18 protein-coding genes and 2 pseudogenes are annotated in these 23,593 nt (G+C 42.8%); 4 read left to right on the top strand and 16 right to left on the bottom strand.

Annotation, left to right across the window (positions count from 1 at the left end; genetic code table 11):
- From AC4II3_RS08590 to AC4II3_RS08580, 3 genes and pseudogenes are all read right to left on the bottom strand, one after another.
- Window positions 1-287: pseudogene (locus tag AC4II3_RS08590) on the bottom strand (hypothetical protein); the annotation flags it as partial.
- A 303-nt stretch (window positions 288-590) separates the two neighbouring features.
- Window positions 591-914: a plastocyanin gene (petE, locus tag AC4II3_RS08585; protein WP_488011962.1), complete on the bottom strand. Its 324-nt coding sequence runs from the start codon at window positions 912-914 to the stop codon at window positions 591-593.
- Between the two features lie 556 nt (window positions 915-1,470).
- A complete protein-coding gene (locus tag AC4II3_RS08580; protein WP_488011952.1) occupies window positions 1,471-1,698 on the bottom strand; it encodes a hypothetical protein in 228 nt (75 codons plus the stop codon).
- A gap of 294 nt (window positions 1,699-1,992) precedes the next feature.
- On the opposite strand from AC4II3_RS08580, the pseudogene AC4II3_RS08575 reads away from it, so the two are divergent.
- Both AC4II3_RS08575 and AC4II3_RS08570 read left to right on the top strand, forming a co-directional pair.
- Window positions 1,993-3,280: pseudogene (locus AC4II3_RS08575) on the top strand (RNA-guided endonuclease InsQ/TnpB family protein).
- A 303-nt stretch (window positions 3,281-3,583) separates the two neighbouring features.
- Window positions 3,584-4,195, top strand: coding sequence for a cysteine dioxygenase family protein (locus AC4II3_RS08570; RefSeq protein WP_488011950.1), 612 nt, complete (start codon window positions 3,584-3,586; stop codon window positions 4,193-4,195).
- A 311-nt stretch (window positions 4,196-4,506) separates the two neighbouring features.
- Here the strand turns inward: AC4II3_RS08570 and AC4II3_RS08565 are convergent, their stop codons facing one another.
- The 6 genes from AC4II3_RS08565 to AC4II3_RS08540 all read right to left on the bottom strand — a co-directional run bounded on the left by AC4II3_RS08565 (window position 4,507) and on the right by AC4II3_RS08540 (window position 11,694).
- A complete protein-coding gene (locus AC4II3_RS08565) occupies window positions 4,507-5,820 on the bottom strand; it encodes an aminopeptidase P N-terminal domain-containing protein (protein WP_488011948.1) in 1,314 nt (437 codons plus the stop codon).
- A 48-nt stretch (window positions 5,821-5,868) separates the two neighbouring features.
- Window positions 5,869-7,428: a hybrid sensor histidine kinase/response regulator gene (locus AC4II3_RS08560; protein WP_488011947.1), complete on the bottom strand. Its 1,560-nt coding sequence runs from the start codon at window positions 7,426-7,428 to the stop codon at window positions 5,869-5,871.
- A gap of 218 nt (window positions 7,429-7,646) precedes the next feature.
- On the bottom strand, window positions 7,647-9,566 hold the full coding sequence (locus tag AC4II3_RS08555; RefSeq protein ID WP_488011945.1) for a sensor histidine kinase: 1,920 nt from the start codon (window positions 9,564-9,566) through the stop codon (window positions 7,647-7,649).
- The gene (locus tag AC4II3_RS08550; RefSeq protein ID WP_488011943.1) at window positions 9,567-10,352 is read right to left on the bottom strand and encodes an MBL fold metallo-hydrolase; all 786 of its coding nucleotides are present in this window, start codon (window positions 10,350-10,352) and stop codon (window positions 9,567-9,569) included.
- Between the two features lie 24 nt (window positions 10,353-10,376).
- Window positions 10,377-10,994 (bottom strand): anthranilate synthase component II, encoded by a 618-nt coding sequence (locus tag AC4II3_RS08545; protein ID WP_488011941.1) that lies wholly within the window; start codon window positions 10,992-10,994, stop codon window positions 10,377-10,379.
- A gap of 55 nt (window positions 10,995-11,049) precedes the next feature.
- Window positions 11,050-11,694 carry a hypothetical protein gene (locus AC4II3_RS08540; RefSeq protein ID WP_488011939.1) on the bottom strand — a complete coding sequence of 215 codons (645 nt, stop codon included), beginning with the start codon at window positions 11,692-11,694 and terminating at the stop codon, window positions 11,050-11,052.
- A 608-nt stretch (window positions 11,695-12,302) separates the two neighbouring features.
- Between AC4II3_RS08540 and AC4II3_RS08535 the strand changes: the two genes are divergently transcribed.
- A complete protein-coding gene (locus AC4II3_RS08535; RefSeq protein ID WP_488017318.1) occupies window positions 12,303-12,959 on the top strand; it encodes a hypothetical protein in 657 nt (218 codons plus the stop codon).
- Between the two features lie 164 nt (window positions 12,960-13,123).
- Here AC4II3_RS08535 and AC4II3_RS08530 read toward each other — a convergent pair whose 3' ends face one another.
- From AC4II3_RS08530 to AC4II3_RS08500, 7 genes are all read right to left on the bottom strand, one after another.
- On the bottom strand, window positions 13,124-14,044 hold the full coding sequence (locus AC4II3_RS08530) for an N-acetylmuramoyl-L-alanine amidase (RefSeq protein WP_488017316.1): 921 nt from the start codon (window positions 14,042-14,044) through the stop codon (window positions 13,124-13,126).
- A 1,126-nt stretch (window positions 14,045-15,170) separates the two neighbouring features.
- A complete protein-coding gene (locus tag AC4II3_RS08525) occupies window positions 15,171-16,655 on the bottom strand; it encodes an aldehyde dehydrogenase family protein (protein WP_488016996.1) in 1,485 nt (494 codons plus the stop codon).
- A 384-nt stretch (window positions 16,656-17,039) separates the two neighbouring features.
- Window positions 17,040-17,753, bottom strand: a complete 714-nt coding sequence (locus AC4II3_RS08520; protein ID WP_488016992.1) for a class II aldolase/adducin family protein — start codon at window positions 17,751-17,753, stop codon at window positions 17,040-17,042.
- 622 nt (window positions 17,754-18,375) lie between these two features.
- Window positions 18,376-18,834: a BON domain-containing protein gene (locus AC4II3_RS08515; protein WP_488029268.1), complete on the bottom strand. Its 459-nt coding sequence runs from the start codon at window positions 18,832-18,834 to the stop codon at window positions 18,376-18,378.
- Window positions 18,835-19,024: 190 nt separating this feature from the next.
- A complete protein-coding gene (locus tag AC4II3_RS08510; RefSeq protein ID WP_488016767.1) occupies window positions 19,025-19,756 on the bottom strand; it encodes a fasciclin domain-containing protein in 732 nt (243 codons plus the stop codon).
- A 392-nt stretch (window positions 19,757-20,148) separates the two neighbouring features.
- A complete protein-coding gene (locus AC4II3_RS08505) occupies window positions 20,149-21,420 on the bottom strand; it encodes a sensor histidine kinase (protein WP_488016766.1) in 1,272 nt (423 codons plus the stop codon).
- A 292-nt stretch (window positions 21,421-21,712) separates the two neighbouring features.
- Complete coding sequence (locus AC4II3_RS08500) at window positions 21,713-22,390, bottom strand: response regulator transcription factor (RefSeq protein ID WP_488029269.1); 678 nt, start codon at window positions 22,388-22,390, stop codon at window positions 21,713-21,715.
- A gap of 469 nt (window positions 22,391-22,859) precedes the next feature.
- Here AC4II3_RS08500 and AC4II3_RS08495 point away from each other — a divergent pair, with 469 nt between their 5' ends.
- Entirely contained in the window at window positions 22,860-23,378 is a 519-nt protein-coding gene (locus AC4II3_RS08495) for a hypothetical protein (protein WP_488013521.1), read from the top strand.
- Window positions 23,379-23,593: the final 215 nt, after the last annotated feature.

Raw genomic sequence — 23,593 nt, 5'->3', positions numbered from 1 at the left:
TCTGGTTCAGCAGGAGTAGTTTCTTCCTCTGCTACTGCTTCTGGTTCAGCAGGAGTAGTTTCTTCCTCTGCTACTGCTTCTGGTTCAGCAGGAGCAGTTTCTTCCTCTGCTACTTCGGTGGTTTCCGCTGGGGATTCCACGGTTTCAGTAACTGCAGCAGTTGGGGCAGGTGTGGTTTCTGGAGGAACAGTAGCTGTAGTGTCGCCAGCGCAACCATAGGTAAAGGTCAAGACACAGACCGTTACGACTAGGAGTGATAATAGCTTTTTCAATGCAATTTGTCTCATGAGATTAAAAAAACAAGTGGGCTAGTCCATAAAGGATTGTCAGATCATGTTTTTCTTTCCGTCAAAAGACAAGCTGTCAAACTTCTTTATTTCTTCCTGATTTGAAACCCGTTAAGGGCGCAAACCCTGCGCCCTTAACGGGTTATACCCTAGGGTTATAGTGCTTGGGTAAGTCCTGATTTCGATTCACTAAACTACCACGATTTGCGATCGCGTAAGTCTTAGAATGGTTAATCCTGTGAAAGCTGTGTGGTTTTCACATTCAAAATAAAGTCTTGATCAACAGCCCTAGTGCTAGTGCTACTATGATGCAGCTTCAACAATGATTGTGCCTCCCATGCCAGCACCACGGTGAGGGGCACAGTAGTAGGAGTATGTACCAGGCTCATCAAAGGTAGATTCATAGGAAGAACCCTTAGCCATCAACATGTTTTTGTGAGTCAGTGATGGGGAGTCATCAAAAATAACATTATGAGGACCAATGTTGTTCATCACCCACTTGACAGTCTCACCAGCTTTGATGGTAAGAGTACTTGGTTCAAATTTTAGTTGCCCATTGTTTGTACCCATTTTTACAGTGTAAGTTTCTGCACCAGCTGCGGCAGCAGTCTCAGGTGCTGCAGCCACCTCAGTAGCTTCGGCTGGGGCGGGTTCTTCTTCTGCCACCTCAGTAGCTTCGGCTGGGGCGGGTTCTTCTTCTGCCACCTCAGTGGTTTCCGCTGGGGATTCTACCTCTTGGGCAACTTGAGCAGCTGGGGCAGGTGTGGTTTCTGGAGGAACAGTCGCTGTAGTGTCGCCAGCGCAACCATAGGTAAAGGTTAAGATACAGACCGTTACCACTAGCAGTGATAGTAGCTTTTTCAATGCTATGTTTTTCATAAAAAAATTGAACCATGACTGTCAACGGTTCAATTATATGACAAGCTGTCATATACATGACAACCTGTCAAACTTTTGTTCCAACGTATTATGATCAGATGGCTTAGAAATCCTACAGGTCAAGGGAAGAGCGGCTGGCACAGACATAGCGCGAGGCAGCAATTGAGTAATCGCCTAGTATGCCCAGGTAGTATGCCTAGGGAAATGCTAAGCTGCCATCACACCAACAGCAATAGGGGCAAATCCACCGATGATCACAGCATCTTAGGTACCGGTGATCATCGGTGGACATGGTCAACGAACCTTATTTACCGGCACAAGGATTCTTTTTACTTGCACAAGGATTGGATTTACCGGCACAAGGATTCTTTTTGCCAGCACAAGGATTCTTTTTACCAGCACAAGGATTGCCTTGCTCTGTAGTACTCTCACCAGGAGCAGTATTGGTTGTGGAACCACCACCACAGGATGTTACTAGTCCTAGAGTGACAATTGAGGCAGCAGCGATAGTAGCAATATACTTAATTTTCATTGCACTTCCCTCCTTTGCTTTAATGAAGGTTAATTTTTATAAAATTATAAACGCTTTCATCCCCGGTCTAAAGACACGGGGTTGAAAGCGAATAGCGGCTTGACGCGCCGTGAGAAAAATATTCCTAAATAATCCGAAAGTTTAGTCTGGGTGTTGTAAAATAAAGTAAAGGACAGTTGAGGTCCCAGACGAAACCTTAGAATAGGGTCGCCTTTATGGTTGGTCGGCTATGCAAAAAGGTTTAAAACTGTTTGATTAAGGCTCCACTATTCTTACGGTAACTTCAAGAAACTGGTGATTGTTTTAGAATTCAAAGCAAAGGGGAAAAGGCATCAATACTCCGCTATTGATGAGGCGATCCGGACAGTTAAGTTCATACGCAACAGCTGTCTCAGGTACTGGATGGACAACAAAGGTGCTAATAAATTCGACCTCAACAAATACAGCGCCGTCCTTGCCAAAAACTTTCCTTTTGCCAATGAATTGAACTCTACTGCTCGGCAATCTAGTGCTGAGAGAGCATGGTCATCAATCGTTCGTTTCTTTGACAACTGCAAGAAAAAAGTACCCGGAAAGAAAGGTTTTCCTAAGTTCAAAAAAAACTGTCGCTCAGTGGAGTACAAACAGTCTGGGTGGCAGTTGTCCCCTGACAAGAAGTCAATTACGTTTAGTGATAAAAAGGAGATTGGAAAGCTCAAGTTGAAGGGAACTTGGGAATTGTGGGGTTTTGATAAGAAGCAAATAAAGCGAGTTCGGATAGTCCGCCGGGCTGATGGCTACTATGTCCAGTTTTGTGTTTCAGCTGAAATTAAAGAAGAATTAGATCCGACTGGTACAGCCATTGGGTTAGATGTCGGGCTAAAAGACTTCTATACTGATTCCACTGGAAAGACTGAACCCAATCCTCGTTTTTACAGGACAGTAGAAAAACGTCTTAAATTCCATCAACGCCGGGTTTCTCGAAAAAAGAAAGGCTCTGCTAACCGGAAGAAAGCTATTAATAGGCTAGGTAGGACACACCTTAAGATAAGTAGGCAGCGTGAAGAACATGCTAAGAGACTGGCTCGTTGCGTAATCCGGTCTAACGACCTGGTGGCCTACGTTCGCGCAGCGTGCCGTAAGGCAAGACTTGAGAGTTAAAAATCTAGTAAAAAATCATTGTCTTGCAAAATCTATTAATGACGCAGGTTGGTATCAATTCAGGAAATGGATGGAACATTTTGGAACTAAATTTGGAAAAGTAACTGTCGCAGTTAATCCCGCCTATACTAGCCAAAACTGTTCCGGATGCGGCGAAATAGTTAAAAAGTCTCTATCGACTAGGACTCACATCTGTAAGTGTGGATGTCAGCTAGATAGGGATGTTCCTTCGGAACCGCTTCGCGAACACAACGCCGCAATCAACATCCTTAAAAGAGCTTTGAGTACGGTGGGGCACACCGGAACTTGGGTCACAGACCTAAACGCTTTAGGAGATTTGGCCTCTACTGTTCTTGGTTCCGGCCAGGTTCAGCAAGTCGAGTCGTTGATTAAAGAATCCTCGCGTCTAATGACCGGGGAGTGTCAACTGCATTGTACATGAGTGCTAATTGAAATGGCTTAGACTGTATTGGTTTAAACTGAATTACAACTGAGAGATAACTGAGGAAGAGCTGAGAAATGACCAGTAGCACTTTAGCTACTTTCCCACCAGTCAAATTTCACTCAGACTTTGAAACAGCCCTGCCTCCTAGGAGGGGAAGAGGTAACAGCGAAAAAATTATGTGTACCTTATAGTTATGAAAAACGCTGTATTCTGAAACCTAAAACCTAAAACCTAAAACCTAAAACCTAAAACCTGATAGCTTATAAAACATATATGGAAAACCTTGCTTAGGTAAACTGTATGGAAAGTAGTGATTGGTTGGTGACGAATCAAGGGGACTGTGAATCTTGTGAGATACCTAGTGACTGGGAATGGTCAACAAAACCCTATCGACTCTATCGGTTTCTGACTGACCTAGAGGATACTCTTGATCAGATTAACGATGAGGGCCAACTGCTCCAAGTCATTCGTCCTTTGGTACGTCGCTTACTCACTAGTTCCTATTGGCTACAGGGTGAATATCTTGAACCTAACCCTGACCCAGGCTGGTCGGTGCAAATGCTTTATGATGAAATCAATTATCCCTTAACCGTCCAAAATGTAGTCTGGCTACCGGGAAGAGTGTCTCCCATTCACAACCATGGTACATGGGGAGTAGTAGCGGTGATCAGTGGCCAGGAAAAAAACACGTTTTGGCGGCGTACTGATGACCCAGATTTTTGCGATCGCATCGAACAAGTTGGGGAAAAAATCCTATTCCCTGGAGATATTATTAGTTTTACCTCTGATGCAATCCATAGTGTAGAAGCAATGGGAGATGAACCAACAATTACCTTTAATATTTATGGGGAAACAAACTACGACCAGCGATTTGAGTTTGATCCACTAACCCATACCGCAAAGACGTTTTGAATTAAGAATTTAGAATTTAGAATTTAGAATTGGGAATTTAGAATTTAGAATTGGGAATTATCAATTTAAAGTTGAAGGTTTTCTGTCAGCATACATAATTTCAACTTTAGAACCTAGAATTCTTAATTCTACCTTCTTAATTTTTAATTCACCATTCTTAATTCTTAATTCTTAATTCACCATTCTTAATTCACCATTCTTAATTTACCATTCTTAATTTACCATTCTTAATTTACCATTCTTAATTCACCATTCTTAATTCTACAACGCACCACCCACGGGCTGATATCTTGGTGTAGATGCACAATAGCTTAAGTCTCTAGCTCCTCTACGGATTTCGGCACACCAGCAGTCAAGACTTCATTCCCTGACTCAGTCACTAACACATCATCCTCAATCCGAATCCCAATCCCGCGCCAGCGCTGATCAATAGCTGGCTGACCTTCCACAGGCTCAATATCAGGACCAATATAAAGTCCTGGTTCCACTGTTACTACATTACCGGGCTGAAAAATCTGCCAGTTTTCCCCCTGTTTGTAGCCTCCACTGTCATGGACATCCAGCCCGAGCCAGTGACCGGTGCGGTGCATATATAGATGTTTATATTTCTCCTCTTTAATAATTTCCTCACTATCACCAGCCAGGAGCCCCAAATCGATTAACCCTTCCACTAGGATTTTCACAGCAGTGTCATGAAATTGATTAAAGGGATTCCCTGGTTTAACTTGTGCGATCGCATTCAACTGTGCCTTCAATACCAACTCATACAGAATTTTCTGCTCTGGGGTAAACTTACCACCCACTGGAAATGTCCGAGTAATATCAGCGTTATAATACCCATAAGAACAACCAGCATCAATCAGTAGTAAATCCCCGTCTTGCATCTGTCGATCGTTCTCGGTATAGTGTAGGACGCAGCTATTGGCACCAGATGCTACTATACTCGGGTAAGCCGGTCCGATGGCACCTCGTCGCCGAAAATTATGTTCTAGCTCTGCCTGGATTTCATATTCATAACGTCCAGGTTGAGTAAATGCTCTAGCATGGTTATGGGCATCCACAGAGATTTCCACAGCTTGACCCATTAACGTCAATTCCGTAGTACTCTTAACCCGGCGCATCCCATATAGAATTAAGTTAGTGGATTCGAGAGCCATCGGTCCGGTGCCGTTTTTGGGATAAAGTGCCATCAACCTTTGCCAGTGTTTCAGGATGGTATTATTGAAGGGTTTATCCCGTCCCAAGTGGTAATAAATTCGATCGGCCTTTTTTAAATACTGAGGTAGCTTCTCATTCAACTCAGTAATCGGATAGGTCTCATCCGCACCAAATCTTTCTTTTGCTGCTTCCACACCTGTCCGATAGCCTGTCCAGACTTCTTTCTCTGGTTCTTTCGGTTGCACAAACAGAACAAATCGGTGTTCTTCGTGATGGGGCGCTAGTACAACTACGGCCTCTGGTTCATTGAAACCTGTCAAGTAAAAAAAATCGCTATCCTGTCGAAAATTGTATTCCACAGTATTATGCATAATGGCAACCGGGGCGCTCCGAAAGATTGCGGTTCCGTTGCCAATCTTACTCATCAACTGTTCACGACGTTCTTTATATTCGGTTTGTGGAATCATCCTTAGTTATTTTAGTTGTTAGCTATATTTTTTTTAGCCCAACCCCACCTAGATAGAACTGGTTAATGGCAATTTTACCGTATAGGTTGTCCCAACTCCGACTTGACTAGTTAAGGTAATTTGACCACGATGCAAATCCACAAACTTGCGGATCATGCTTAACCCCATTCCTGAAGAAGACATAGAACCAATATTACTAGCTCGGAAGAACGCTTCAAATAATTGTCCCTGACTTTCGGGCACAATCCCACGGCCTTGGTCTTTTACCTGGAACACAATTTGGTTATCTTCACAAAACATTTCCAAAGCAATCATACTACCCTTCAAGGAGTAATGAGTTGCTAAGGTCAGCAAATTGCTCAAAATTTGCCGTAGGATTTGTTCATCCAGCTCAACTAGGCCAGGGGAATCCTGAGGAATCAAACCGATAGTATAGCGCTTTCCCACCATGATTTGGTGCTCTTCCACTAAACTGCGGCAGAATTCAACCACATCTACTGGCACACAGTTGAGCTGGAGTTCACCGGATTCAGCCTTGCTTAAGGTCAGAACATCCTCCATAATTCGAGTCATTCGCATCACTGATGATTGAATCCGATACAAGTTTCTTTCTTGTTTGTGGGGTGACAACTTAGACCCGTATTTTTGCAGGAGTTCAGCAGCAGTTAAAATAATCGATAGGGGAGTGCGAAACTCATGGGAAATCCTAGCGATTAGGTCAGATTTCAGTTCCCCTAGTTCTTTTACTGCAGACAATAGTTGACCCGCTTGAGCTTCCGCTTGTATGCTAGCGCCAGCTTTTGCTGGCAATTTTGCTCTTTCTACTGCCAATAATTCGGGTTTTTGCTGTTTACTGATATTCCACAGCACAAGAACTACACCCTTGATGCTACCATCTTCTTCTGTAATGGGGGAAGCACTATTTCCCACCGGGATCTTGCTACCGTCTTTGGCAATCAAACCTATACCCTGATCCCTAAAAATGACCCTTTCTTCCTGAAGCACTTCCATGACTGGGTTCTGGAGTGGGGTATCAGTGAGTTCGTCTACAATTTGAATCACATCTGTAATGCTTTGCCCAGAAGCTTCTGCTACTGTCCAGCCAGTGAGGGTTGCCCCTGCTGGGTTAATGTAGGTGATTGCCCCTGTTTCATTGGTAGCGATCACGGCATCATTAGTGGAGCTGAGTATTGTGCCTAGCAGATCCTGCTGTTTGAGTAACTCTTTTTCCAGCTGGTGCCGATAGAGGGCGGTTTCAATCGCTACCCGCAATTCCCGTTCGTTAAATGGTTTGATCAGATACCCGAACGGTGCTGTCTTCTTAGCTCGGGCTAGGGTAGTCTCATCAGAGTGGGCTGTCAAATAGACTACTGGAATCTGGAATTGCTCTCGGATGCGCTGAGCAGCAGTTATGCCATCTATATCATTTGGATCTAAGGTAATATCCATCAGGACTAAATCAGGTTGGTTCTTGGCAGTGCTGCTGATAGCGCCCGTGCCAGAGGTAACGCTATCGGTTACGGTGTATCCCAACTGTATGAGCTGTTCAGCAATAACTTCAGCTGTGATCGCTTCATCTTCAACCACTAAGATGTTTATTTGTGACATTTCTTAGTTATGGAATTGCTTTTCAAGTTACTTTGGGTTGTCCCTTGTCTTAACCTAAAAGCCAAGCCAGTGTGCTCTCCTTACGTTAATAATTTTTTCTTTGGTTGTCTGCTGCCGGTTAGCTAACTGCCTCACAACCTGATAGTTCTATATCACAATTCGAGGTGGGTCTTCAAAAATTTCCTAATGCTTTAAGCTTGTTTAAACAAGTTTAAACTTTATGAAAATTTAATTTTAAACATAACACCATGACTTGTATCTAACTCAACCTCACCTTTGAGTTGCTTAGTAGCTAGGGTATGGACTAACCGTAGACCGAGGGTCTTGGGGTTAGCTAAATCTATACCTTCTCGGATGCCAAGACCATTGTCACTGACCATCAGTTCAAAATAGTTATCCTCATGGCACTTAAAGTCAACAATAATTTCACCGCTATCTCCTTCTGGAAAAGCGTATTTGAGGGCATTCGATACTAATTCATTAATAATTAAACCACAGGGAATAGCCCTGTCAATGTCTATAAATATTTTAACAAAATTAACTTTAATCCTAGGGGGATGATTACTACAGGCGTAAGATTCTAATAAGTCCTTAGTCAGGGATTGAATATAATCTTGGAAGTCAATCTGGCTCAGGTTCTTAGAGCCATACAATTTCTCATGGATTAAGGCCATGACTTGGAGACGATTGCGGCTTTCACAGAGGACCTCCAGGATACTTTCATCATCTATATATCGGGATTGGAGGTAAAGAATTCCTGAAACAATTTGTAAATTGTTCTTGACCCGGTGGTGAATCTCTTTAAGCAGTATGTCCTTGTTTTGAGCCTCTAGAGTTGCTGCTTCTGCTCTGATGCGATCGCTAATATCTCGACCTTCTAGGATTAACAACACTATATTTCCGTTCTCATCCCGCAACGGTTTAACGGAAAACTCCATCGTGATCACTTGACCCTGTAACCCTAGCACCGACCCTTGATAACGGACAAACTCACCCCTAGCTGCTTGAGCGATCGCATTTTTTAAAGGATTCTGGGTTTGAGTAGACTGTGGCCACCATTGGATTTGCCAGAAGGGTTTACCCACAATCTCTGACAGAGTTAATCCGCTAAAGTCAAGGGCAGTTTGGTTGGCTTCGAGCAAGGTACCATCTGGTTGCAGCAGCCATGTAAATCGACTGGTCTGGTCAAAGATGGCGTGGAATTTTCGCTCACTCTCTCCCAAAGCTTCCTCGACTTGCTTGGCTTTGGTAATGTCTGTGACAATACCATCAATGCGTATCGGGTAGCCATGGGTATCGGTATGAATTTGGACGTGATCACGAATCCAGCGCACCTGCCCATCAGACCGCACGATTCGATATTCTAAGTCAATACCGTCAAGTGCCAGGAGTGATTGGGGTGACAACGGCAATGAGTTATTGTTGAAAAAATTGCGCTTCTGCTGAACTCGTTCTCGGTCTTCTGGGTGGATTACCTCTAGCCAAAGATTTGAGTTACCTAAAAAATCGGATATGCTATAACCATAAAGATTATCAACAGCGGAGTTGAGGTAAAGCAGTCTGGAGGTTTGGGGGCGCACGGACCAAACCACATCCTCTAGGGAACTCAAAATACTTTCGAGTCGATTTTGGCTTAACTGTAATGCCAATTCGTTTTTTCCGAGGGCTTCTTGAGCCAGAATGCGTCCGCGAATCTCATTGGCTAGTCTAGAATTAGCAGTTAAGAGTTCAGCAGTGCGTTGTTCAATCCGTCGTTCTAGCTCAAGGCTGGCTTGTCGTAACTTTTGGATCAGCTTCTGATTCTGGTCTTTTATCCAGCCGAGCCGCACAGCCAGTAAGACCACCACTAGAATCCCCAAACTCACCTCTACTGAACCCCCGGTTAAACTCGGTGGGCCAAAGTGAACAGCAGAAGCATAGATTAGGTAAATTGCCCATACTGTGGCACTGGTAACTCCAGCAAGTAATCCGTCGATACTGGCAGTTAGGGCAACAGCAAAGAAAAGAAGTATAAAGGGAGTTGGAACAACAAACCCAAACTGCCGTAGGGTTTCAATCCAGAAAATCATGCCTACTGTCACCACTCCACCAATCCAGAAAGGCGGTTGCAGTCTGGGTAAGGGGCTAGGCAAGCGCATTTAAAAGTTGTAGTTGTAACTCATTAGTTGAATCACTGACCCATCTTGGGATAAATCCCCTGAGCTAATCCTAATGGTATCGTTTTTGGCACGGCGTATGGGTGTGTCCTTCATCAATGTTAAGAACTCCTCCACTGGTAAAATATCACACTGTTCGGCATCAGCCCCCTTGGTTCGGAAATGAGTAGGAATCATGATCTTTGCCTTAAGCACATCAAATGCCTGTTTAGCTTCTTGAGGGTTGTAGGCTTTTGGTCCCCCTCCCACTGGAATCAACGCTAAATCAGGACGCCCGATCAAAATTTTCTGCTCAATATCTAGAGGGGCTGCTGCTCCTCCCAGGTGTAGGATATTGATACCATTTTGAGTCCATTTCCAAGCCACGTTATTACCAAACCGACGTCCACCGACTCGGTCGTGAGGAATACTAATTCCCTCGAATTTTAGCCCATTTACTTGAAAAATACCCGGTTCAAATAGGAGCCGGGGACTCCCCGGTATCCCTTCCGCTGCTCCTTCATCTAGTAGTAGGCTACTGATTAGGACTAAATCTGCCTCTACTTTTGGTGATTTGTATTTAGCCGTACACCCAATGGTTTGGAATGGGTTGACTAAAACTCGCACACCACCCCCAGTAAATAAAAAGCAGGTATGACCAAGCCACTTTACTGTCAATACATTGCGTGATGGCTGTGCTTGGTAAGAACTGAGTCCAGAAGCTAAGCCGGTTGAAAGAGTTGTGAGTACACCAGCACTCACATAGCGCATCAACTGTCGCCGTTTCATGGTTTCTTGGAAACAAGTTTATTTTCACGGAGATATAGAGAGAGTAGCAGATGCTGGCAGCGATTCTAAGAAGTTTTTTAGAAGTTGCTTACCAGAACAGGTCAAAATACTCTCTGGATGAAATTGGACGCCTTCTATGTGTGTATAGTTCCGATGTCTAACTCCCATAATTGTGCCATCATCCACCCAAGCCGTGATTTCCAAGACATCAGGACAGCAGCTACGGTCAATAACTAAGCTATGGTAGCGAGTCGCTGTGAAAGGATTGGGTAATCCCCGAAAAACCCCAACCCCAGTGTGATGAATCTCTGAGGTTTTGCCATGCATCAATACTGGTGCCGAAACAATTTTCCCGCCAAATACCTGACCCAAGGCTTGATGACCCAAACAAACCCCTATAATGGGTAGATTTGACCCCAAAATGCTGTAGATATCACTTGATATCCCAGCATTTTCAGGACGTCCTGGGCCTGGAGAAATCACTACCCCATCTGGGTTGAGCTCGCGGATTTTCTGTATATCAATTTTATCATTGCGATAGACCTGAATCTCTGATGCCACAGGTAATTGGCTACCCAATTCTCCTAGGTACTGTACTAAGTTGTAGGTAAAGCTGTCGTAGTTGTCAATGACAATAATCATGATCGGTTACTCCCCATTGACCATAGGTTGCAGGTCATAGATTATAGATTATAGATTACAGCTTAATTGAAGTCTGCTCTTGTTTTAAGCTCAGTATTCCAATCAGAATTGAGAATATCTCTTCTGTATCCCTAGGAATAGTCTGACTTTGAATAGTTTTGGCAATGTGCTTCCGTTTCCGCTCCAGGATTCCAAATTTCCAAATATCCCCCAGAGTGACAGCACCATAAAGAATTTCAATAGATTCGCTCTCTTCATACTTATCTAAAGCAATTAGTTCTGCTGCTAACTGGTTGAAACCACCATCAATATCTTTCTTTTTTGCTTCTATAATAATCAGATTTTGGTGACTTTTTAATAAGTAGTCTAGGGCTCCCCCTAGCTGATCGTTAATGTCTAGGGGATACTCAACATTGACTTTAACTGGGAGCAGCTTGGCAATTTCCAGGATTAGTGGGGCAATCAGAAATTCCCGTTTGGCAATTTCCGAGGTAATGTTTATTTTGGGAATAATGGTGTAGTAGGTATGGTTGAGCTGTTGAATGATATCTAGGTCATAGTTGCTAGACTTAGGGAGGTCAATTACTTCAATAGCAAAGGAGTAACCAAACTCACCAACAATTTCCTCAGTGGGATTGGTCATCGCAAAATAGTCACTAAATGTATACTTTCGGTTTTCTTTGAATATCGATTTTTTCATAAGTTAATTTTTTAGCTATCAGTTATCAGCTATCAGTTATTAGTTATCAGCTATCAGTTATCAGCTATCAGTTATCAGTTATCAGCTATCAGTTATCAGCTATCAGTTATCAGCTATCAGTTATCAGTTATCAGCTATCAGTTATCAGCTATCAGTTATCAGCTTATGGCCTATGGGCATGCTGTCTTGATGCAATACAGAGTGGTTTTGGGTCTGCGTGGGTCACTTGCGTCCGCAACTGTCTTGATTTTCGTCGTTGATTAAGTATTTATACTCGTATTTTCTGCTTAAGAGCGATTAGCCCGAAGGGCTACGCTACGCGAACGCTCTTTATCCTTGGTAAGTGCTATGACAGTAAGCGACGAATCGCTGTTTTAAGATGTACTTTATAATTTACTTGATCAACAGTCTCTTAGGCTACGCCGCACATCTGTTCCAATATCATAACCAGATAAGCAGGTGCACAAAATTAATTACACATTTTCCAAAACTCAAAACCTTACGATGTAAGGGTTACAGAGATTGGTAGTAGGAAATTAATTTTGTTTAGGTGCTTAGTGTGATGTCTAAGATATAATTAGACCCGATCAGGAGACTGATAATAAACTATGGCATTTAGTGATTTTAAAACTATAGCTGATGTACAGAAACACTACCAAATTAAATACGAAGAAGGAACGTTTATAGTTTCTCAAGACACTGACCCACCCGCAATTTTCTTGAAAGACCTAGAGTTTTATAAAGAAACGATAGATGTATTCAGCTCGGAAGCCTCCCGGAGTGAAATCATCATTTCTCCCTTGTTGCGAGAACTCTATAAAAAATACTATAAAACCTATGCTTTCTGGATTCAAAAAAGCATCTTTTATGACCAAGTTCTGTCAGGGACTCCTGACTACATATTTTCGACAAAATCAGAATTAGGAAAAACGGTTTTAGAAAAACCACTGGTTATTATTATTGAAGCGAAGAAAAATGATTTTCAACAAGGTTGGGGACAATGCCTTGCCGAATTGGTAGCTTCCCAAAAACTCTTAGGTGCGCTTTCCGTTGGCGAATTTAATTCGCCACGGGTCGCACCTCAAGATATTCAACGTCCTGTTTACGGCATAGTTACTGATGGTAATTTATGGCAGTTTGGACGATTAAAAAGGGATATTTTTACTCAAAATATCGAAAATTTTACCATTGATAAATTGTCCCGATTATATGGAGCATTAGACTATCTTATCCTGTTAACGGAAAAGTATCCTAATAACGAGTAATATTCGTTATTATCTTGAACTCTTCTAATTACTGTCGGCCATTAATCTCACCCTCCCCGATCGCTCGGGTGAGACGTGAGGCAACTGCTTGAGGTGCGCTTGACCCGTAATTAAATTCGCCACGGGTCGCACCTGTTCAAGGCTAAACTTCGCTCAAAGCCTTGCTAGTCAATCAATTTACTCCACGTTTGTGCTCCGACGATACCATCAGCCGTTAAACCCTTTTGTTTCTGAAATCTGATCACAGCACTTGCGGTGCCTGAACCAAAGATACCATCTGCCTGAGTTCCCACCCGACGTTGGAGATATTTTACCGTGGTACCTGCAGCATGATTAGGTCTAAGTATGGGTTGCTCAAGAATCTGATTAATAGTCTGCCATGTCGTCGAGTCACCAATACCAGTTTGGTTAATTCCTACAATAGCTTGAAATGTTTTTATTGCTGCGATAGTCGCCTGACCAAGAGATCCATCTTCTACTAATGGCTGACCAGCAGGACTTTTGATTTTTAGGCGATTGAGAGATTTTTGTAATTCCAGCACATTATCGTCAGAGGAAGATTTAGTAGTTGGTGGTTCTTCTCCTGTTAATCCTTGAACAATTGCATTAGCCAATGCTTCTGGATCGTAGAGTTCCATATCTTTCTGGGAATCACAAAAGCAGCTTTCTATTAGAATTGCTGGCATATTGGTATATCGCAGAACATATAAATGAGAGCCATTTTTAACCTTTCTATTGAAGTAACCCAACTCGACTATTTTTTCTAAAACTGGCTGGGCAATTTTTTTGGCAGTATCACTAATCGCAAATACTTCTGTTCCATTAGCTTGACCATTAAACCCATTAAAATGAATTGAAACAAACTGATCAACTCGATTAGCATTGGCAATATTGCACCGTTGCCGCAGTGAGCTGCCCAAAGTACTCGCACTTTTAGGCTTGCATTCAACTACCTGATGTCCCAAGTCTCTCAATTTGGAAATTACTCTCGTTCCGACGTCCCTAGTCATTTTATCTTCTACTCTGATACCTTGAGCTCCTGTATCAGCGGGCAAGTTGTGACCAATATCAATTCCGTATTTCATGAAACCTTCTGAATCTCTCTAATTAGCCCTTTTATCCAATTCTCTTCTATCTTAGTCGATGTGAGCCAAGGGTCCTTAACAAAATTTAATAAACTGCTGTTAATTGGAAAACTCACACTGAACACTTGTTTTTTTTCTAAATTGATCCGGATCAAGAAATCTTAAAAAATAACGTAAGCTATCAGCTATAGCACTACGCACTATGGTTAAGACAAATGAATGAAAAATAAAATAGCTCAATCCCTTGATTAGTAAGCTTTTTTCTTCACTATTGCGCTTCATGCCTATTGCTAGCATGCCTGGCGCGTAGCGCTATATCAGCTTTCAGCTTATGTGCTATGCACCGCTACGCGAACAGCTAATGGGCTACAGATGGTGCTACTAGATCGGTACTTTTGAATAAGCGATGCAGCGCCTTCATGCGGGGGTTTCCACGGGGCTTACAAGGTGCGGACGCAGGTTCCGCACACAGACCCATGCGCCATGAGCGACTGCATCAAGACAACAGGTAACCATTTGTTTAATCTGAGTTAAGTCACAGGCTAGAACCCTGTTCCACAAAGCTGTTCGCCCAGCGTGAGCCTTTAGCTGACCGCTGAGCGCTGACCGCTGACCGCTGTTCGCGTAGCGTGAGCTTTTAGCTCACCGCTGAACGCTCAATGCTTACCTGAACTTTAACTTGAACCTTGAGCAGAGCATAAAGTAATGGGCAATAGGAAATTGGCTGACAATTCCCCATTACCCATTATCTTGTCTTAAATTACCAACTAACTAGCTGTAGCCGATACTTTTTAGCTACCAAAGTCTACCAAAATAGACCAAGGCCCGCTAATGCAAGATGCTTTCACATCCAGGGGGTATCTCCCAAAGCTCTGACGGAATATCCCGCGAGCGCCATAAAAATGTCAACAAAGTTGGTTACACCGGGATAGAGAGCGCAACTATTAAACCCTTGGTTTTCGGCTTTAATTTAAGTTACATAATAATCCCTGTCGGTGTTACCCTAATTTAAGTCTAACAAATAATAAGAGTTTTTGGTAGACTCTGCGACATTTTCTTGTGCTGTTTACTAACCTTCTTTTCGGGTAGTTGATAGTAAAACCCAGGCTTTTAGATTGCTACAATGCTACAATTTAACTGTCACTGTCTTAACCTCGGTGTATTGCTGCAAGCCATACTCCCCAAGTTCACGACCAATCCCAGACTGTTTGAAACCACCGAAGGGAGCAGCGGCATCAAACACATCGTAGCAATTCACCCAGACAGTACCAGCACGGACATTGTTTGCGATCGCATGAGCTTTAGTAATATCCTGTGTCCACACGGCTGCTGCTAAGCCATACATGGTATCATTTGCCCGCTTAATCGCTTCATCAATATCTTTGAACTTAATAATGCTCATCACTGGTCCAAAGATTTCTTCTTGGGCAATCTTCATCTGATCTTGGACATCAACAAACACTGTCGGTTCGATGAAGTAACCGCGATCGCCAACTCGGCCACCACCACACAACATCTGAGCTCCTTCCTGCTGACCAGACTCAATATAGCTCATCACCTTATTGAACTGTTCGAGATCCACTTGGGGACCCTGTTCTGTGTTGGCATCAAAGGGGTCACCAACTGTGCGATTTTGCGCCCGTTTCACGCACTTGTCTACAAACTCGTCATAGCACTTCTCTTCCACAAACAGCCGGGAACCAGCACAACAGCACTGTCCTTGGTTAAAGAACAGGGCAAAGTGAGCGCCCTCAATGGTTTTATCCATGTCAGCGTCAGCAAAGACAATGTTAGGACTCTTACCACCAAGTTCTAGAGTGACCCGCTTGAGGTTACTCTTAGCAGCAGCTTCCATAATTAGATGCCCTACCTCAGTGGAGCCGGTAAAGGCAACTTTATCAATATCCATATGATGTGAAATCGCAGCCCCAGCGGTTGGTCCATAGCCTGAGAGAAGATTCACCACACCAGGAGGGAAACCTGCTTCGAGAATCAGTTCACCGATCCGCAACGCTGATAAAGGAGTCTGTTCCGCCGTTTTCATCACCACGGTGTTACCAGCTGCCAATGCTGGGCCTAACTTCCAAGCTTGCATCAACAGTGGAAAGTTCCAAGGAATAATCTGACCAACCACTCCCACAGGTTCATGGCGCGTGTAGCAGAAGTAGGGTCCGTTGATCGGAATTGTTTTGCCTTGAATCTTATCTGCCCAGCCAGCATAGTACCGATAGCAGCCAATGACTAGGGACAAATCTGTATTAAAGGAATCACTATAGGGCTTCCCATTGTCTAGGGTTTCCAGCCGTGCTATTTCTTCCTTGTTTGCTTCGATTAAATCAGCTAGCTTGTAGAGTAACTCCCCCCGCTGGGTGGCAGACATTTTCGGCCAGTCTCCACTGGTAAAGGCTGTCCTAGCCGCCACTACTGCTTTATCAACGTCTGGGGCATCAGCCTCAGCCACATCACAGATCACCTCTCCTGTAGCAGGGTTAATCGTCTCGAATCGTTTCCCAGAGACGCTCTCTACCCATTCGTTATTAATCAGCAGCTTAGTTTGGCCGATTTTGACCGTTGGCTGTGGTGTTGTCTTTGGTGTAGGGGCAGTGACCATAATTGTCTTCTGTCGTTAAGTTTATTTTTTATCACATCCTTAATTCCAATGGTGGATTGTAAACTGAAAATTTAACTAAAAATATATATTTTATTAATATTTTATTGCCTAGTGTTAACTAATTTTAATTTTTTGCTTAATTTTGTTAACACTTTAACTATAGTACCCCTAATTATCCCTATGGTAATATCTATAGGGGTTCTGATATTAATGAGGTTGTATACACTTATTTTTTACCTGTTCCCTATTCCCTATTCCCTATTCCCTGTTCCCTATTCCCTATTCCCTATTCCCTGTTCCCTATTCCCTATTCCGGAAAATCAAAAACTTGTGTACCTAAACTATTTGATTATTTGATAAATTCTATAAGATATTACTATCTAATCACCCATTATCAATATTTGGCTGAACTCCATAGGTTTTAAACTTGTCTATAACTATCTGCATTTCTTCATCACTCAATAATTGAGGTTCTCCATAAATCTTGTTAACGCTGAGGATTTTGATATACATTTGAGCCAAGGTTTCTAGCTCTTGGGCGACTTTCAGAGCGTGGCTTAAATCTTTGCCACAGGCAATCATACCATGATTTTTTAACAAACAGGCAAGGGAATTTTCCAGTGCTTTTAGGGCGTTGTTGCTAAGTTCTTGAGTGCCAAAGGTAGCATAATCAGCTACTTTTATACTGCTCCCACCTGTCCTAGCCACCATATAATGAAAGCTGGGTATAGCTATACCCATACAAGCCAATGCTGTAGCATGGATGCTATGAGTATGGACAATAGCATTGACATCAGTTCGATTCAACAGTATGTCATAGTGAAATCGCCATTCACTGCTGGGTAAATAACGATTATTCTCAGCAAAAACAGCTTCTTTGTCTTTGCCGAAGTAAATTTTGCATAGTTTATCAGGAGTGAGCTCTTCGTAGTCTAGTCCACTGGGAGTAATTGCTATTGCCTCACCGATACTGTCTCTAACCCTGACACTCACATTACCACTGGTACCTTGATTGATACCAAGACTGTTCATGCGAAGACAAGTATCAATGATTTGCTGGGCGGTTATGGTTTCAACAGGAATTGACTTGATGATCATACTAAGTTGCACCTGATCCAAGAATTTGGGGACTTTTTCAACAATCCTATCCCCCTTGAGCACCACAAGGATATAGCAATCCTAATTCCTAGGTAAACAATGCTCCCTTAGTTCGTCAGTTTGAGTTGCAAACTGTCACTGTTGAGGAATCATACAAGATTGCTATAAAAACGGATGCACTGATAATCCAAGCCAATCTTAATCTTTTTATCGGTATTCTTACCCTTGCTCCAATCACAATCAATTGCTATTTATAGCCATGGCAATTAATTTATTGACAATAACTACTATTCTTCAAGAGCGACCCGTGATGGCGAGCAATCCCTTGACCGTAGGTCACGCGGGGCGCGTTCGCCATCACGGTCAAGGGCACCGAAGCATTTTCACCCTCCTGCCCCTCTTTCTCCTTTTAACCATCTTCCCCATCTTTCCGCTTTTACACTGTTTCACAACTCAAATCGGATTGATACAGCATGAATTAAAGCCGAGGAACACTCAACAACAAAAGTCGCCTACCACTATGGCAAAAGCAATAGGCGACTAACTCCTCTCTATGGATTAGATAATTACATCAATTAGGTAACATTGGCAACAACAGAGTGGTACTTGACCAGATCAGCGATCAGCTGTTTGGCTCTTTGACAGTAGCTTGAACATCCACGCTCTGAACACCTTCAACCTGGATTGCCAAAGGTGCAATCTGACTCAATTGATCATCAGACGAGACTTTTCCTGAGATAGTCACAATTCCCTCTGCCGCTTCAACTTCTAACTGGCTATTGGGGAGATTGGTTGCCAAATTATTAAGTACTAAACTGGCTAGTTGCTGATCTTCATCAAAGTTTTCTAAGTTACCCAAGGCTTGATTTTGCTCTTGAGTAGTTCCAAGGTTTGCCTCGATTTCCTGTTGGGTTCCTTGGAGCATAGCATCGCCTTGGTTTCCTTCAGGCCGTAAGGTAACTAGTTCTTCATCTTTTTGATCTATAGAGTAGGAGGCTTCATCACTTGTCTTAGCATCATCGCAAGCAGCAGCACCAAACAGAATCACTCCACCTAGTAAAATTGGCATCAACTTATTCATCTTTAGTTTCTCCTTGTTCTCTACTTTTATTTACTCCAATCGAGTTCGGTTAATTACTTATTGTTTAGGTAAATTCCGACGTTTTAAGCGTTAAGAAGTATTAACTAAAACTTGACACTATTAAAGTCTCGAATAAACCTGACTAATAAGTAGTCAAACGAACGGGATATAATTACCAAAAACACCAAATTTATTCAGCAGGTGCGCTTTCCGTTGGCGAATTTAATTCGCCATCTGAATTTTGCATGACTCCTGTTGGTGCTGGTTCCGATTGAGCATGAGATCTTGACGGTAGAATTACATGGTCAACAACATGAATAATGCCGTTATTAGCTTTAATATCTGCTTGAGTTACCTGGGCATTGTTGACACTAACATTACCGTCTTCACCCACTTGTACTGTCACTGATTTTCCAGCCATAGTGGTAATTTCTCCCGACTGGATTTCACTGCTAGGAACTGCACCACTTACAACATGATACTTTAGCAGCTTTACCAGTACCTCTTTGTTTTCTGGTAGTAGTAGACTGTCTAAAGTATTTGCTGGCAGTGCAGCAAAAGCATCATTGGTGGGAGCAAAAACCGTGTAGGGTCCTTCACCTGCTAAGGTTTCCGTTAAGCCTGCTGCCTCAATTGCTTTGACAAGGGTTTGGAATTGATCATTGCTCGCAGCTTGCTCTACTAGGTTACTGGTTGTAGATTCAGCCTCAGTAGTAGCTGGCATTTCTACCTTTTCACCCTCTTGAAGGGGTTTACTCAAGGAATCGGGGGCGCTTTCTACTATAGACTCAGTAATAGACTCAGTTGCACCATTGAGAGCATCTTTAACTGAGTTTTCTGTTTTTTCTTGCGCTATTGCCGGGAAACTGATCAGAGCACCTAATCCCAGAATACCTGTTAGCAACTTAATGCGAGTTTTCATTTAGATAATCTCTCCTGAATGCTAGGTATAGTTGACGCTTTCCAACTAAACGGCTTCATAGTTTGAGATTATTACCCAAAAGTAAAAAAGTCGGTAAGGAAGTTAGAAATTAGGGAGTAGGGAGTAGGGAGTAGGGAGTAGGGAATATGGCATCAAAAATTATCACAATTCATTCCTACACGGATCCCTATATAGCATTTATCGTAGCTATGAGGTACACATTATTTTTTACCTCTTACCTCTTCACCTCCTGGGAGGGGTTAGGGATGGGTTACTCTTACCTGCTCCCTGCTCCCTGCTCCCCGCTCCCTAAAAACCAGAAATTTGTACCTCACAAGTCGTAGAATTGCTATATGATTTCAAAAGAAAATCCCAACCTAGAAGCTATTTTCCTAAACCAGCGGTAAACGTATCTGAAAGCAGCTACCAACCCCAACCTGAGACGTAAGGGTTATTTTCCCCCCATGACTGTGAGTGATTGCTTGAGCGATCGCAAGTCCCAACCCCGTGCCTCTCTCTCGGCGAGAACGAGCTTTATCCGCACGCCAGAAGCGATCAAATACAAACGGCTGATGTTCAGGGGCAATACCAATGCCAGTGTCCTCAATCATGACCAGGGCACAGCGATTCTGTTTGGCAACAGTAACAACCACTTTTCCTTTAGGGGGTGTGTATTGCAGGGCATTCTCTAGCAAGTTGGAAAATAAACGGGTCAGTTGCCCTTCATCCCCAATTACAGACACTGTTGTCAGGCACTTATATTCCAAATAAATCTGCTTATCTTGAGCAAATGATTCTAGCAATTCCACCACATTCTGCAAAACTGTATTGAGGGAAATTGGGACTGACTTTCGGGTCGGGATTGACAAGGCTGCATCAGTCCGAGCTAAAAATAGTAAGTCTTCTGCTAAGTAGCTCATCTGATCTGTAGCGCTAGCAATAGCCACTAACTTCTTAGCATCCTTGGGATGAATTCGCTCAGGATGATTTCGCATCACATCCACAGAGGCTTTAATTGCTGTCAGAGGACTGCGCAATTCATGGGAGGCATCAGCAGTAAACTGTTTAAGCTGCTTAAAACTTTGCTCAATCGGCTCAAGAGCTTTCTGGGTCAGCCAAAGTCCACCGATACCAACAAACCCTAGAGCGATCATTCCTCCCATTCCTAATCCCCAAAATAGTTGGCTTTGGACAATTTCTACATCTTCTGTGGATTGACTGGCTCGAATATAACCCTCTAGGGATGGCTGGCTTGGTTTCGAGGTGTCTTTAAAGACAGAAATTGTAAAGGTCCTAATTGGCTCTGATGTCTTGGGGAGTTGTAGAGTCTTGGAACCCAGTTTTGGCGGGAAAGTCAATACAATCACACCTCGCCTTGCCAATAGTTTCCCGTTAGCATCAAACCATTCTAGGCTTTGTTGGTCTCGGTTAAAGATATCTCGCCAGGGGACTTCATCAACTTGTTCAATGTATTGACTCCCTTTCACTTCTACTTCAGTAAATGATGGGGCTGCGGATTGGGCTAAAGTCCGTAGTTTTTTGTCAAGTTGCTGGTACAGACTCTGTGTTAAAAACACATACACACCCGCACCAAATACACTTAAAATTGCCGCCATTACCATCAGGTAATACAACAGAAGACGCCAGCGCAAACCTTTAAACATCTGGTAATTAGTAATTAATAATTAGTAATATAAAACGCATTTAAAATGGGTTTTATCAAGGCACAAGGCACAAGGCAAAAGGCACAAGGCACAAGGCAAAAGGCAAAAAACGCACAACAGCTTAATCGGTAATTAGTAATTAGTAATTGGTAATCCCTAACTGACCCAACTATACTTGATATCATTCCTTACTTCAGGAATACCTTAAACATTCAACCTTCTAACCTACCAACCTGCTAACCTGCCAACCTGCCAACCTGCAACTTTCAACAGTAACAACTGAATAATTAGATTAGGGATTTTCTTTCAGACGATAACCCAAACCATAGACTGTCTCAATCAAATCAGAGGGAGCTCCTGCTGCGTCGAGTTTTTGTCGTAAACCTCGGATATGAGCTTTAACGGTTGCTTCTTCTGGTAGTCGTTCAAAGGACCAGAGGTTTTCCAGGATTTGAGCACGGCTAAACACACGGCGAGGATGGCGCAGGAAAAATTCTAGCAGAGCATACTCTTTTGGACTTAGGGACAAGAGGTTGTCTTTATAGAAGACTTCACAGGTACTGGGGTCAAGGCGGAGGGAATCCCATTCCAGTACAGGTGGTAAGGTAGTATTTCCCCGGCGCAGTAAGGCCCGAATCCTAGCTGACAATTCCCCTAAATCAAAGGGTTTGACTAGATAATCATCTGCACCAGCATCCAGTCCTAAAATTTTATCACTGATGGTATCCCGAGCCGTCAGCATTAGAATGGGAGTAAGGTCGCCTTTGGAGCGCAACTTGCGGCAAAGGGTAATACCATCCATCTTTGGCAGCATCACATCTAACAAAATTAAATCATAGCTGAAGTTCTCTACTAGTTCCCTACCCACTTGACCATCATTGGCAACATCCACGACATAATGCTGGTCGGTGAGGTCTTCAGCAAGGGCGTCAGTAATCCGCTCATCATCTTCTACTAGTAAAATCCTCATCTTCAGTACCTCTAACTCTAAATGATTACCTGACTTTTATCTTTGATTATGACCAATTTTTTGACAACTGTAGAAAAATTCGGGAGTTTTCCATGACACTGGCAAGATGATTGATACTAACTCGGGTTAATCACTTACCAAATATAGAAGTTATAAATTGCGTGATGGACTTACGCCCTTGGGGTTTTAGGGAGTAGGGAGTAGGGAGCAGGGGAGAGGGTTTGACATTTTTTGTATAACTAAATAATCTCCAATTTAAATGAGCAATAGCTTATAAAGCAAACTAAGAAAACTATAGCAAGTATTATTTATTTATTTGAGGTGCCAACTCTTGCTAAATAAAACCCAGAGATTTGTACATGACCGAATTTAAAACCGCTGTATTTAGGTGTAATCAGGGATTATCTTCCGGATCGAGTATTGATAGCTCTGTTGATATTGATAGAAAAAAAACAAGCAGCAATTGATTATGAATTTACCACCCAAAATCCCTAGCACGGCAGAGGCGTTAGAGAGGGCGCTTAACCTCTTGGGAAATCGTGCCACTGGTAACTTAAAGCGTGCTAAACAGGAGCTAATTGACCTCGTAGGTGAGTATCCCACTCCTGAGGTTGCCACGATCTGGAAAAAGAATCTGAGAAAGAAATTCGCTCAGGCTCAAGATTGGGAGTTTGATACTACAGTCGGCAAAATCATTACCTTTACGGACTTAGGGGTAGAGGTGGAAACTAAGGATAATACCAATTCTAACAGTTATCAGTTTTGGTTTGTACCCTATCGTAAAATCAGCGGATTTACTGTCTCAAGGCCACAAAACATTCACTTCAGATATCATTTTCAAAATCCCCATTGTGAGCAGTACCATGTTCAATTGCATCTTTTGGAACAAGACCTTAATCAGTGGTTTCGATCTAATCAGGTGATATGTCCTGCTAATACCCTGAAACACTTGAAAAACTTGCTGATTGATAAAATTGGCAGAGCTTAATCTCAATTAGCGATCGCAAGGGCCCTGATGGTAAATTTACCTCAGGGTGATCAATTCTAAGATTAAGGAATTGGCAAGACGGGCGATGGCAAGTTTTGATAGAATAAAAGAGGGAAGGAATACTATCAAGTAGAGTTGGGTAATTTAACAATTATCAATTAGCAATAGACCTCTGATCAAAGTATTTTTGGATACTGTTATCGTCAATTATTAAT

It is taken from the genome of Moorena sp. (assembly GCF_982860115.1).
The sequence above is the reverse complement of the archived record's forward strand: the minus strand, read 5'-3'. Positions and strand labels throughout refer to the sequence as shown.

Excerpts from the sequence above, each read along its gene's own strand:
- AC4II3_RS08580 (WP_488011952.1), bottom strand. The coding sequence starts at position 1,698 with ATGAAAATTAAGTATATTGCTACTATCGCTGCTGCCTCAATTGTCACT.
- AC4II3_RS08570 (WP_488011950.1), top strand. The coding sequence starts at position 3,584 with ATGGAAAGTAGTGATTGGTTGGTGACGAATCAAGGGGACTGTGAATCT.
- AC4II3_RS08565 (WP_488011948.1), bottom strand. The coding sequence starts at position 5,820 with ATGATTCCACAAACCGAATATAAAGAACGTCGTGAACAGTTGATGAGT.
- AC4II3_RS08560 (WP_488011947.1), bottom strand. The coding sequence starts at position 7,428 with ATGTCACAAATAAACATCTTAGTGGTTGAAGATGAAGCGATCACAGCT.
- AC4II3_RS08555 (WP_488011945.1), bottom strand. The coding sequence starts at position 9,566 with ATGCGCTTGCCTAGCCCCTTACCCAGACTGCAACCGCCTTTCTGGATT.
- AC4II3_RS08550 (WP_488011943.1), bottom strand. The coding sequence starts at position 10,352 with ATGAAACGGCGACAGTTGATGCGCTATGTGAGTGCTGGTGTACTCACA.
- AC4II3_RS08545 (WP_488011941.1), bottom strand. The coding sequence starts at position 10,994 with ATGATTATTGTCATTGACAACTACGACAGCTTTACCTACAACTTAGTA.
- AC4II3_RS08540 (WP_488011939.1), bottom strand. The coding sequence starts at position 11,694 with ATGAAAAAATCGATATTCAAAGAAAACCGAAAGTATACATTTAGTGAC.
- AC4II3_RS08535 (WP_488017318.1), top strand. The coding sequence starts at position 12,303 with ATGGCATTTAGTGATTTTAAAACTATAGCTGATGTACAGAAACACTAC.
- AC4II3_RS08530 (WP_488017316.1), bottom strand. The coding sequence starts at position 14,044 with ATGAAATACGGAATTGATATTGGTCACAACTTGCCCGCTGATACAGGA.
- AC4II3_RS08525 (WP_488016996.1), bottom strand. The coding sequence starts at position 16,655 with ATGGTCACTGCCCCTACACCAAAGACAACACCACAGCCAACGGTCAAA.
- AC4II3_RS08520 (WP_488016992.1), bottom strand. The coding sequence starts at position 17,753 with ATGATCATCAAGTCAATTCCTGTTGAAACCATAACCGCCCAGCAAATC.
- AC4II3_RS08515 (WP_488029268.1), bottom strand. The coding sequence starts at position 18,834 with ATGAATAAGTTGATGCCAATTTTACTAGGTGGAGTGATTCTGTTTGGT.
- AC4II3_RS08510 (WP_488016767.1), bottom strand. The coding sequence starts at position 19,756 with ATGAAAACTCGCATTAAGTTGCTAACAGGTATTCTGGGATTAGGTGCT.
- AC4II3_RS08505 (WP_488016766.1), bottom strand. The coding sequence starts at position 21,420 with ATGTTTAAAGGTTTGCGCTGGCGTCTTCTGTTGTATTACCTGATGGTA.
- AC4II3_RS08500 (WP_488029269.1), bottom strand. The coding sequence starts at position 22,390 with ATGAGGATTTTACTAGTAGAAGATGATGAGCGGATTACTGACGCCCTT.
- AC4II3_RS08495 (WP_488013521.1), top strand. The coding sequence starts at position 22,860 with ATGAATTTACCACCCAAAATCCCTAGCACGGCAGAGGCGTTAGAGAGG.